This is a genomic window from Halobacillus sp. ABA4_118 (assembly GCF_056160205.1).
Window position 1 is genome coordinate 1,922,143 of sequence record NZ_JBSWWS010000001.1, and the last position, 12,301, is coordinate 1,934,443.

General features: G+C 43.6%; 11 protein-coding genes and 1 pseudogene. All 12 read left to right on the plus strand.

Translation table 11 applies throughout. The features are described 5' to 3' along the window. Positions 1 to 34: 34 nt before the first annotated feature. The 12 genes and pseudogenes from ACXAGL_RS09640 to ACXAGL_RS09695 all read left to right on the plus strand — a co-directional run bounded on the left by ACXAGL_RS09640 (position 35) and on the right by ACXAGL_RS09695 (position 12,301). The gene (locus tag ACXAGL_RS09640) at positions 35 to 1,144 is read left to right on the plus strand and encodes an NAD(P)/FAD-dependent oxidoreductase (protein ID WP_474990953.1); all 1,110 of its coding nucleotides are present in this window, start codon (positions 35 to 37) and stop codon (positions 1,142 to 1,144) included. After that, the gene (locus ACXAGL_RS09645) at positions 1,138 to 2,811 is read left to right on the plus strand and encodes a FeoB small GTPase domain-containing protein (RefSeq protein ID WP_474990955.1); all 1,674 of its coding nucleotides are present in this window, start codon (positions 1,138 to 1,140) and stop codon (positions 2,809 to 2,811) included. Before ACXAGL_RS09640 ends, ACXAGL_RS09645 begins: the two co-directional genes overlap by 7 nt. An 18-nt stretch (positions 2,812 to 2,829) precedes the next feature. Further along, positions 2,830 to 3,854 (plus strand): annotated as a pseudogene (locus tag ACXAGL_RS09650) (GTP-binding protein). Between the two features lie 21 nt (positions 3,855 to 3,875). Continuing rightward, positions 3,876 to 4,430: a dCTP deaminase gene (gene dcd / locus ACXAGL_RS09655; RefSeq protein WP_160841223.1), complete on the plus strand. Its 555-nt coding sequence runs from the start codon at positions 3,876 to 3,878 to the stop codon at positions 4,428 to 4,430. A gap of 38 nt (positions 4,431 to 4,468) precedes the next feature. Further along, a complete protein-coding gene (rpsN, locus tag ACXAGL_RS09660; protein ID WP_027955559.1) occupies positions 4,469 to 4,738 on the plus strand; it encodes a 30S ribosomal protein S14 in 270 nt (89 codons plus the stop codon). Between the two features lie 182 nt (positions 4,739 to 4,920). Then, positions 4,921 to 6,099, plus strand: a complete 1,179-nt coding sequence (locus ACXAGL_RS09665; protein ID WP_474990957.1) for a GTP-binding protein — start codon at positions 4,921 to 4,923, stop codon at positions 6,097 to 6,099. 324 nt (positions 6,100 to 6,423) lie between these two features. Beyond that, complete coding sequence (locus tag ACXAGL_RS09670; protein ID WP_160841225.1) at positions 6,424 to 6,831, plus strand: Fur family transcriptional regulator; 408 nt, start codon at positions 6,424 to 6,426, stop codon at positions 6,829 to 6,831. A gap of 108 nt (positions 6,832 to 6,939) precedes the next feature. Beyond that, positions 6,940 to 8,616, plus strand: coding sequence for a metal ABC transporter solute-binding protein, Zn/Mn family (locus ACXAGL_RS09675; RefSeq protein ID WP_474990959.1), 1,677 nt, complete (start codon positions 6,940 to 6,942; stop codon positions 8,614 to 8,616). 224 nt (positions 8,617 to 8,840) lie between these two features. Then, complete coding sequence (locus ACXAGL_RS09680) at positions 8,841 to 9,584, plus strand: SDR family NAD(P)-dependent oxidoreductase (RefSeq protein ID WP_474990961.1); 744 nt, start codon at positions 8,841 to 8,843, stop codon at positions 9,582 to 9,584. A 224-nt stretch (positions 9,585 to 9,808) separates the two neighbouring features. After that, positions 9,809 to 10,882 (plus strand): bifunctional transcriptional activator/DNA repair enzyme AdaA, encoded by a 1,074-nt coding sequence (locus ACXAGL_RS09685; RefSeq protein WP_474990963.1) that lies wholly within the window; start codon positions 9,809 to 9,811, stop codon positions 10,880 to 10,882. A 19-nt stretch (positions 10,883 to 10,901) separates the two neighbouring features. Further along, entirely contained in the window at positions 10,902 to 11,753 is an 852-nt protein-coding gene (locus tag ACXAGL_RS09690) for a DegV family protein (RefSeq protein WP_474990965.1), read from the plus strand. A 236-nt stretch (positions 11,754 to 11,989) separates the two neighbouring features. Beyond that, entirely contained in the window at positions 11,990 to 12,301 is a 312-nt protein-coding gene (locus ACXAGL_RS09695; protein ID WP_474972144.1) for a lactose/cellobiose PTS transporter subunit IIB, read from the plus strand.

A 12,301-nucleotide genomic window follows, 5' to 3' on the forward strand; every position in this document is an offset into this window, starting at 1 on the left:
TAATCATTACTATTTATCAGGAAGGAGGATTTACATGAAACATTACGATGTCCTCATAGTAGGTGCAGGTGCTTCTGGAATTGGGTTAGGGATTCTCATGAAGCAGATGGGGTGTGAAAACTTTAGTATCATGGATCGCGGGGAGATTGGGGAAACATTCCGGAGATGGCCGAAAGAAATGAGGTTTATTACTCCATCGTTTCCTTCTCAAGGATTTGGTCAAACAGACTTAAATGCAGTGGCTCCTAAAACTTCACCGGGGTATACATTGAACGAAGAACACCCAACAGGAGAAGATTATGCGGAATATCTGGAGCTGCTGGTCAGCCACTATGAATTACCTGTCCAAACCGGAATTGAAGTGAACAACATAAATAAATCGGAGAATGGTTCTTTTGAGGTCCATACGTCACAAGGAGCGCTCACCAGTACGTTTGTTGTGTGGGCTGGCGGGGAGTATCAATATCCGAATCAAGAGACGTTTCCTGGTGCAGAACTATGTACTCATAACAGTCATGTTCGTTCCTGGGAGGATATGAAAGCAGATGAGTATATTGTCATCGGTGGATATGAAAGTGGACTTGATGCCGTTTATCAACTGAATAGAATGAAGAAAAGTTCTCGTCTTTTAGCAAAGACGCCTACATGGAAAATTGATAGTAGTGACCCGAGCACGGTTTTATCTCCCTATACATTTAAGCGGATGCGGGAAGCAATACCTGAAGAAAGAATTAAAATCTATGAGCAGACGGTCCAGTCCGTAGCTAAGGACGATGGTGTGTATTATGTGAATACGGCTGATGGAAACCAATTAGCTTCACATACGGCGCCAATCTTAGCGACAGGTTTTAAAGGAAGCACCTCTATGATTTCTCATTTATTTCAAAACGGAAAACATGGAAAACCTTTAGTAAATGATCAAGATGAATCTACCAAGAGTCAAGGTTTATTCCTGTGCGGGCCCGAACTTCGTCATGATAGTCATGTGTTCTGCTTCATCTATAAGTTCCGCCAACGTTACCCTGTCGTTGCCGAGGCAATCGGCTCCCGTTTGAATTTAAATATGGAAATTCTGAATCTATACAGAAAAGAAAGCTTTTATCTGGATGACCTCTCTGATTGTGGAGAGCGTTGTGAATGCTGACCGAACACAAAAGCGAATCGTTAGAAGCGGCAGCTTTAGCAGGACTTGAATCAGTCGGGAAAACAGCTTTGTTCAGACATCTGACGGGCCATCAAACGGGCGTAGAAACCAATGTTAAGGGTTCCACTGTAACCATATCAAGTGGGGCGCTGAAAGACGATTCTACGGTGAAAATCTTTGATACTCCAGGTATTCGTTTCAAAGATGACAGCGTCACTACCCGAATGGCATTAAATCAAATGAAAGATTTGAATAAGATCATATTGGTCGTAAAGGCTTCAAATCTTAAAGATGACCTGCTCGTGTTGGAAGAGCAATTGGGATTAAGAGGGAAGAACGTGGTGGTGATCGCTACACACAGCGATAAATATCAGCCAAATGAAGAAGAAAAACAGTATGTCCGAACATTGTTGAATGTTCCTGTCGTATGGTGTAACAGCCGGTCACTGAGTCATGAAGAACAACAGGAGATAGGAAAGGCTGTTCAAACTTCTTCTGTTTGGGAATTGAACAATAATTTACTATCTTTTTTACCCTCCGGTGTAGAAGGAGAAACCACCAACTGGCTGGAAAAACTACTGGCTAAGCCGTTGGTCGGGCCTGTCTCTGCCTTATTTATGGTTATCAGCATGTTTGCAGGTCCGGTTTTTGCCGCCTATTTATTTTCCAGTTACCTTCAACCTATATCCGAAAAGGCATGGTTAAATCCTGTGAAAGAAAGCCTCATCAATGCTCCGGATTTTATTCAAGTCGTATTGATAGGGAATTATGGTGCATTAACTCTTGGATGGTACTCTTTTTTATGGGCGTTTCCAGTGGTTTTTCTTATCGGTTTAAGTGTGGCGGTAACGGAAGAGACCGGTATCCAGGAACATATCACCTATGCTTTAAATCCATGGCTGATGAAGATTGGATTATCAGGGAGAGACCTCATTCCTGTTTTAACTGGTTTCGGGTGTAATGTTGTAGCTGTTATGCAGAGCAGAACCTGCAGCAGTTGTACAAGAGCGTCGTGTATTTCTTTGATTTCTTTTGGTTCAGCTTGCAGCTACCAAATCGGTGCATCTTTATCGTTATTCGGTTCAGCTGGTCATCCGCTTATGTTTATTCCGTATATTTTCCTATTGTTTATAGTAGGGGCGGTGCACACTCGAATTTGGGAGAAGCGCTCTGTCTCTCTTGCGCCTGTTCCTTCCCTTCCATACTTGCAATCCGTTACATGGCGAGGGGTGAAGTTTCGATTAATGGGGATTATGAAACAATTTTTAAAGCAGGCGATGCCTATTTTTATAGTCATTTGTATCGTGGCTTCTCTGCTTGAATTTTTTGAAGTTATGAAAGCTATGGCTGCTCTCTTCTCTCCTTTACTGACGTTGTTTTCATTACCTGCAGAGGCAGCTCCAGGAGTCATTTTTTCTATCTTCCGAAAAGATGGAATGATGGTGCTGAATGAAGGAGAAGGTGCACTTCTTCATACCCTTGAAACGTGGCAGGTGTTTGTAGTCGTGTACTTGGCTTCTACATTGTCTTCCTGTCTTGTCACTTTGTTCTCCATTTACAAGGAGATGGGTTTGATGCACGCATTTAAAGTGTTAGGGAAGCAGATGACCACTTCGGTAATAAGTACGCTGCTCCTGGCGGTCTTTTTGTCTGCTTTGTTCCATTAAAACAAGGGAGGAATTTGAATGGAAAAGAAAATACCTGTCACCGTCTTGAGTGGTTACTTAGGTTCAGGGAAAACCACGCTGCTTAATCATATATTAAACAACCGGGATGGACTGAAAATCGCTGTTATCGTCAATGATATGAGTGAAATTAATATCGATGCCGACTTAGTAGAAAAAGAGGGGCATTTCTCCAGGATAGATGAAAATTTGGTCGAGATGTCCAACGGCTGCATTTGCTGTACATTGAGAGAAGATTTACTTATTGAAGTGGAGAAGATTGCAAAGGCGGGTGACATTGACTATATCGTTATTGAATCAACGGGAATCAGCGAGCCTGTGCCGGTAGCTCAAACTTTTTCTTATATCGATGAGGAGCTGGGCATTGATCTTACCCAGTTCTGCCGTTTGGATACGATGGTTACAGTTGTAGATGCTTATCGGTTTTGGCATGATTATGAATCCGGAGATCGTCTGCTGGACAGAAAACAGGCCGTAGGGGAAGAGGACGAACGAAACCTTGCAGATCTGCTTATCGACCAAATTGAGTTTTGCGATGTCCTTCTCCTGAATAAATGTGACATGGTAACGAAGGAGCAGCTGGATTCGTTGACAAAAGTAGTGAAGACATTACAGCCGGATGCTGAAATCATTCCAACAACGTTTAGTGTAATTGATCCGGAAAAGATTCTAAATACGCATCGTTTTAATTTTGAGAAGGCAAGTCAATCGGCTGGCTGGCTTCAGGAATTGATGGCAGGTCCCGAAGCTCATACCCCGGAAACCGAAGAGTATGGAATTCAATCGTTTGTGTACAACAGAAGACTCCCATTCCATTCCAAACGCTTCTCCGACTGGATCAGCCGGATGCCGGCATCGATTTTCCGGGCTAAAGGTATTAGAACAATTTAGTTTTTATAGGGGTTGAGCTTGACAGAAAAGCGATTACCAAAGAGTTGGACGAGTGCTTGTTAACCCCGGAAGAGATGAATGAAAAATGGTCCGGGATGGAAGATCCTTTTCAGTGGGAAGTAAGATCACCCTAATCGAACAAAGTAGGTGCCAACATGATATTATCCAGTGAAACTATATTGAATAAGGTAGAGAAGGCGGAGTTGGAAATTGCTCCATTCATTCCGGAACATGTTCAGCCTGCATCGATTGACTTGACGTTGGGCAGTCACTTTATGACAGTGGATGAGCATAGTACAGGATGTATTTCTGTAAGGAAAAAAGCCCCTTATCGTGATATTTATATCGGCCGGGGAGAATCCATCATGATCCCTCCTCATTCGTTTGTGCTTGCGACTACGAATGAATGGGTCCGGCTGCCCAATGATCTTACCGCTTTCGTAGAAGGTAGAAGCTCCATTGGAAGGATGGGTTTGTTTGTTCAGAATGCTGGCTGGGTGGACCCGGGGTTTGAAGGACGCATCACTCTGGAATTGTTTAATTCGAACCGTTCCCCAATCGAATTGATTGAGGGGTGGAGAATTTGTCAATTAGTACTCGCCCAAATGGATCGACCTACAAAAACTTATGAAGGCAAATACTTCGGACAGTCTAGTACAAAGGCCAGTGCAATCTATGAAGATAAAGAAAATCATTTTTTTAATTTTTAAATCGTAATCATTACTTATAAAAGGAAGGTTGATTTTAAATGGCTAAGAAATCAAAAGTAGCAAAAGAAAAAAAGAGACAAGAAATGGTAGCGAAATACGCTGATCTTCGAAGAGAACTAAAAGCGAAAGGAGATTACGAAGCCCTAAGGAAGCTTCCACGTGATTCTTCTCCTACTCGTTTGACCGGCAGGTGTGAAGTGACCGGGAGACCGCGCGGCTATATGAGGAAGTTCAAAATGTCCCGCATTGCTTTTAGGGAATATGCTCATAAAGGCCAGGTTCCCGGTGTGAAAAAAGCAAGCTGGTAAGTAAAAGGGTAGGAGTGTGCCTGAATAAGTAAATCATCATTGGTGGTGAACTTCAAGGGTGTTGGCTGCAGGCATTCCAGAACGTGTGCAGCTGACTATTACCCTTGAATTTAAATGAAAATATGGCAGGGTGCTGGAAAAGCGGTAGATTAAACCGTATCATCCGCTTAGGAGGAGAAAAGATGTCAAAGAAGATACCAGTAACCGTTTTGAGTGGTTATTTAGGGTCCGGAAAAACGACGTTATTAAATCATTTGTTGCACAATAGAGAAGACCTCAAAATTGCGGTCATTGTAAATGATATGAGTGAAGTCAACATAGATGCAGATATGATCAAGCAAGGTGGATTCAGCCGGACAGAAGAAAAGTTGGTTGAATTACAGAATGGCTGCATCTGCTGTACGCTGAGGGACGATTTAATTAAGGAGGTAGAAAAGCTTTCCAACCTGGATATCGATTATATCGTTATTGAGTCCACCGGAATATCAGAACCCATTCCCGTTGCCCAGAGCTTTACGTATGAAGATGAAGAACTGGGAATCAACCTTGGTAACCACTGTCGATTAGACACCATGGTAACCGTCGTCGATGCCAATCGCTTCTGGGATGATTATGGATCAGGAGAAAACTTACTGGACCGTAATCAAGGGGCTGATGAAAACGATGCCAGGGAAGTGATCGACCTATTGATCGACCAAATTGAATTTGCGAACGTTATTCTATTGAATAAAATCGATTTAGTAGAAGAAGTCAATAGAGAGGAATTAAAGGCTGTTATCAAACAATTAAATCCTCACGCCAAAGTGGTGGATACGACTTACAGTCAAGTGCCTCTCCATGAAGTTTTAAATACAGGTTTATTTGATTTTGAACAAGCAAGTCAGGGAGCAGGATGGATTAAAGAACTAAATGAAGAACATGTCCCGGAAAGTGAAGAATACGGGATTGGCTCTTTTGTTTATCGGAGGAAGAGACCATTTCACCCGGAGCGCTGGATGAATTGGCTGGAGAATTGGCCGGAAGGAATCGTTCGATCCAAAGGATTCTTCTGGCTGGCTTCGAGAAATGACACGTCTGGGTTATTATCTCAGGCTGGAACTTCTCTCGCTATCCAAGGAGTCGGAGACTGGATAGCTACGTACCCAGAAGAAGAACAGGAAGAGATTTTGAAAGAAGAACCAGAGTTAGCGGAACGATGGGATGATAAGTATGGAGACCGCATGACGGAATTGGTATTTATCGGTATAAAAATGAATAAAGAGGAAATCATCAAAGGACTCGATCAATGTCTGCTGACAGACGAAGAAATGGATAGGGACTGGCATGACCTCCATGATCCACTACCAGCTTTTACTGGTTGAGAAAACAAAAAAGAATCACAGCCTTAGATAGGTTGTGGTTTCCTTCCCTTACACAATGTGCCGCTTGAAGCTTTCCTGGATTGTGATTGGTGCGATGATATCGAGGTGAAAATATTCTTGAATCGCTTATATTTCTCCTTTAAAATTAATATGAATTAAATAGTAATGACTATGAATTAGGTGTTCTTTCTATTAACCAGGTATACAACGCGTGCTAATCGGAATGGCTGAGTGATTTGTCTGCGACGTATTGTAATAGATGTGGGCATCATCTATGATTTTTAATTCAATCAGCACACAAATGTGGGTAAGGGGTGAAGAATGATGAATTTGAATACAGCTATCCAATTGTTAAAAGAAAAAGGGTACAAACATACTAAGCAGAGAGAACGTATGCTTGAGATTTTTGTTAGTCAGGATCAATATATAGCAGCTAAAGAAGTGTTGAGAATGATTCAACAGGACTTTCCCAGTGTGAGTTATGATACGATCTATAGAAATTTATATCTTTTAACGGATGAAGAAATGTTAGAAGCGACTGTGCTTCATGGAGAAAAACATTTCCGACTTGCATGCGATTCTAATGAGCATCATCACCATTTCATTTGTAACAGCTGTGGGAGTACGAAAGAGGTTGAGTTCTGTCCTATGAACGTAATAGAAAAGCTGCAGGGTTATCAAATCGAACATCATAAATTTGAGATTTATGGAGAATGTCCACAATGTCACTAAGCCGGTTGGAATAAACCGGCTTTATTTTTTGGGATTCATCGTAATGATTACTGTTTACAATTCGTAATGATTACGATAGAATGATTTAGGAAATAAGGAGGAGAAAATATGTTAAAAAAAATAATTGGCGTAGTGAGTTTATTTGCTTTCATATTCGTACTTACAGCATGTGGAGAAGAAGAATCAAGCAATAGTGAAGAAGGAGAACAATCCGATGGTTCAAGTGAAGCGTTGAGTATTTATACGACGGTTTATCCCCTTCAGTATTTTGCTGAGCAGATTGCAGGGGGGCAGGCGGATGTGCAATCGATTCTGCCTCCGGGTTCAGATCCTCACACATATGAACCAACATCAAAAGAAATGATTGAAATGGCAGAAGCAGACGCATTTATTTACAACGGTGCCGGATTGGAACCCTATGCAGAAAAAATCTCAGATTCTATTAAATCTGAAGATGTGAAAATTCTGGAAGCATCCACGGGGATTGAATTAAAAGAGCATGCCCATAACCATGAGGAAGAAGAAGGAACTCACGAGGAGGAACATGCTCATGAAGAAGAAGAAGATCATGAGGGCGAACATGCTCATGAGGAGAAAGAAGGAAGCAGCGAAGATGAACACGCTGGACATAACCACGGGGACCAGGACCCGCACGTCTGGCTTGATCCCATCCTTTCTATTCAGGTAGCTGAGAATATTAAAGATACACTGGTTGAACTGAATCCTGAGCAGGAAGATACCTATAATGAAAACTTCGAGGAACTAAAAAGCAACCTTGAAGGGCTGGATCAGGAATTCCACGATCAATTGGAAGCAGCACCAAAGAATAAATTCATCGTTTCTCATGCCGCTTATGGATATTGGGAACAATCCTACGGTGTTGAGCAGGTTTCTGTTTCTGGTTTAAGTCCAACCAATGAACCTTCTCAAAAAGATTTGGAAGCCATAGTTGAAACGGCTGAACAGCATAACATCAACCATGTATTCTTTGAGCAGAATGTTACACCTAAAGTTGCGGATGTCGTTAGAAAAGAAATCGGGGCAGAATCTCTGCGTCTTCATAATTTGTCTGTGTTGACGGAAGAAGATATCAACAATGAAGAAGATTATTTCACCCTCATGAAGCGGAATTTAGAAGTATTGACAGAAGGGTTATCCGGAGAACCGTCTGATTCAGAGGAATCTTCTGAATCAGACGAGCACAGCGGCCACGATCATAATCACAGCCATGCGGAAGACGAAGAAGCCCAGCAGATTTATGATGGGTACTTTGAAGATGAGCAGGTGAAAGATCGTGAACTGACAGACTGGGAAGGGGACTGGCAGTCTGTATATCCATACCTTCAGGATGGAACACTTGATGAAGTGTTTGCTCATAAGGCTGAGAATGACAGAGATATGACAGCAGAAGAATATAAAGAGTACTATAACATCGGTTACGAAACCGATGTGGAACGCATTATTTTTGATGGAAATGATGTAACGTTCTTCGAAGATGGAGAAAAGTCGTCGGGAACCTATACCTATGATGGTTATGAAATCCTTACCTATGAAGCGGGTAATAGAGGGGTCCGTTATATTTATGAATTAACAGAAGAGGATGGGGATCTTCCTCAATACATCCAGTTCAGTGATCACAGTATCACTCCAACTGACGCGGATCACTACCACCTTTACTGGGGAGATGACCGTGAAGCACTATTGGACGAAGTGACAAACTGGCCGACGTATTATCCATCAGACATGGATGGTCAGGAGATCGCTCATGAAATGATGGCGCATTGATCATCATTGTTCACGATAAATATATATGCGAGGAAAAGCTGGAGACCATAATAATGGTCTCCAGCTTTTTTGATTGGTGTTCCTCTTGTGTGTGGGGATATGATTCATGTTTGAAAATAATGAATTAGACAAGAACGACGTCTGTCCGTATAATCATGTTTTACGTATAAGATTGAAGCTGAAGTTAAAGCTTCAATCATAAAAGAACACATGGAGGTATATGCATGGCTGACTTAACGGACCAAGTCATTTTGATCACGGGAGCCAATCGTGGACAGGGAAAAGCGATGGCGGAGCACCTTGCCTCTCTTGGGGCAAAGGTGATGGTAGGCGCAAGGAAATGGGAAGATGCTCAAGCAACAGCGAACGAAATCGATGAGGCTTATCCCGTAAAACTGGACGTTACGAAAGATTCGGATTGGGACGGGGCTGTAGAAGAAATTGTAGAGAACTTCGGAGCCATTGACGTTCTCATCAATAACGCAGGTGTCTTGATCCGCAAACCATTTGAAGAGATTACGATGGATGAATACCAGCAAATGATTGATGTGAATCAGCTCGGGGTCTTTCGAGGGATGAAGGCTGTTGAGCCTCAAATGGAAAAACAGAGAAAAGGGTCCATCATCAACAATTTATCCATCTCCTCGTTTTCTCCGATTGCCAAGTCATCGGCGTATGCCGCGACGAAAGCATCGGTGGTCGCGATGTCCAAAGCGGCAGCGATTGAGCTCGGTAAGAAGGGAATCCGGGTGAATATGATTCATCCCGGCGGTATTGAGACGGAAATGGCTACCCAGGGGCAGGGAGTTCCCTCGTTTTATGATTCGGTCCCCCTTGGGCGTATCGGCCAGCCGGTTGAAATCGCCCGTGTGGCTGCTTTTCTAGCCTCAGATGAAAGTTCCTACTGTACCGGAACGGAAATTGTGGTGGATGGCGGTATGACGCTTGGAGTGAATGAAGAAGAGTAGACGTGGATATCGGTCCTCCTTACTAAAAGCCTTTCAGGAATTACCGTCCTCTTGAGAGGCATTTTTTTGGGATAGACAGGACGAGACTGTTCTGGAGCCGAATATAAAAAGATAGGAGCCTTTGAAGAACAAATCGATGCCTGATTTTCGGCTGCGGATGGTGGAATTCCCTCTATAATAAAGAAAAGCATCCTGGTTTTGATCAATTGTAAAGAGGTGTTCTTATGATAAGTGATGATAAGAGAAAAGAATTCTACCAAGCCTTACTCGAAAGAAATGCAGCCTATGAAGGGCTTTTCTTTGCAGGGGTCACAAGCACGGGAGTATTCTGCCGTCCCACCTGTCCGGCAAGGAAGCCGAAGTATGAGAATTGTGAATTCTTCCTTACCCCGCAGGAAGCGCTTCTTGCATCGTTTCGTCCCTGCAGAAGATGTACCCCGCTTTCCCACCCTGACCAAGTCTCTGCGCTTGTGCAGAAACTGGTCCAGGCGGTGGAGGAAAACCCGGAGAAGAAATGGAGAGAAAAGGACTTCCGCGAGCTCTCCGTCGATGAGTCCACCGCCCGCCGCCAGTTTAAAAAACGTTTCGGCATGACCTTTGTGCAATATGCACGGGCCCGGAGAATGGGCCTTGCGATGAAGGAAATCCGGTCAGGGAAATCAGTCATTGATGCGCAGTTGAACAGCGGTTACGAATCCAGCAGCGGGTTTAGGGACGCTTTTTCCCGAATCATGGGGGAGTCCCCGGCCTCTGCTCAGGAAAACCAACTGTTGAAAGCATCGTGGCTGGACACCAGGATGGGACCGATGATTGCTGTTGCGGATGAAACGCATCTGTACTTATTGGAGTTTGTGGATCGGCGAGGATTGGAAAAAGAAGTGGAAGTGCTCAGGAGAAAAAAGAAGGCTGTTATCATCCCAGGGAAAACGCCGCCTATGCAAACCATTGAGGAAGAACTGCATCTGTATTTTGATGGAGAATTAACCGAATTCACAACACCTGTGGCATTCACAGGCACTCCTTTTCAAACGAGGGTATGGGACGAACTAAGGGAAATTCCTGCAGGGGAAACCCGCACATATACAGAAATTGCCCGTGCCATCGGGAAGCCTGCGGCTGTCCGTGCCGTTGCTGGAGCGAACGGGGCTAATCAGCTCGCCCTTATTGTCCCGTGCCACCGAGTCATTCTCAGTGATGGTACGGTCGGCGGATATGGGGGAGGAAGCGCGAGAAAGAAATGGCTTTTAGAATTGGAACGTGGAGGGAATGTGTGGAGGGAAGATAGTAAGAATCTCTAATCATTCAGGAGGCAGTAGTATGGGACAAATCGTCTTATCGACAGAAAGCGGGGCCGATATCCCCTCTGATTTAGCGGACAAGCACAAGATCCAAGTGGTTCCTATGCACATTATTATGGACGGCAGGGATTATTTAGATGGCTCTCTGCCTGTTCAGGAGATTTATGATTATTATACCCGCACGAAACAAATTCCCACGACGACCTCCACCAATGTTTATGAATATGAGCAATTCTTTACAAAGATAAGAGAGCAGTACCCTGGCTGTACGATCATTCATATTGGTTACACATCAAAAGCGTCATCTTCTTTTCAACATGCCGTCATCGCTTCTGAAGAATTCGAGGATCTCCATCTCATTGATGCTCTGAATGTGACTGGTGGATTAGCCGCAATCGTCCTGTATGCCGCAGAGTTATTAGGCCGGAATCCTGACGTGAATGCACAGCAGTTAATGCAGGAAATCGAGGAAGTGGTTCCGAAAACAAGGCTGGCCTTCATTCCCGGCAGCCTTGAATTTTTGAAAGCTGGAGGCCGGGTAAGCAATACCGCTTCTCTTGTAGGCACGTTGTTGAAAATAAAGCCCTGCATAGAGTTGAAAGATGGAAACCTCATGTCCACTAAAAAGTACAGAGGAAGGGTGATGGGAGCGGCTGAAAAGCTCCTGAGAGATTACCTGAGTGCATTCGACTTGGATACTCGTCAGCTTTATATGATCTATTCCATCGGACTTGATGAAAAGGTGAAGCAACGGATGGAAGAAATCGCTGAAGAGTATGGGTTCCACCATACAACATGGATCCAGGCGGGGGCCATGATTTCAACACATTCAGGTCCCGGAGGATTTGGCGTGGCTGGATTGGAGAAGTAGGTTTAACGATGATGATCGATACGCGGGCTCATTGAAGGAAACCTATAGATAGGAAAAGGGAAGCTGTGACCGTTGGTAGCCGCAGCTTTCTTTTTTTATTGGTATCAACGGTACGTAAGACTCGTATGCCATTAATTATTTCCTACCTATAGAGGAAAAAGCATACGTGTAAATGAAAGCGCTTTTAAAATACAATGGAATTAAGGTAAAACAAACGAATCAAGGGGGACGCACAAATGAAGAACATTTTATTAGCCTGCTCATCAGGCATGTCTACAAGCTTATTGGTTTCAAAAATGGAGAAGGTCGCTGAAGAAAAAGGATTGGACGTGAACATATGGGCGGTCGGTCAGGATAAGGCTTTAACAGAAATGGAGCAGGCCGATATCCTGCTTATCGGTCCACAGATGCGCTTCATGAAAAAGAAATTTTCCAAAGCTGCTGAAGCAGTGGGCATCCCTGTTGAGGTGATCGATCCAGTCGCCTACGGAAGAGTCGATGGTAAAGCTGTTTTAGAAAACGCGCTTGGTACGATCGAGAACCATTAA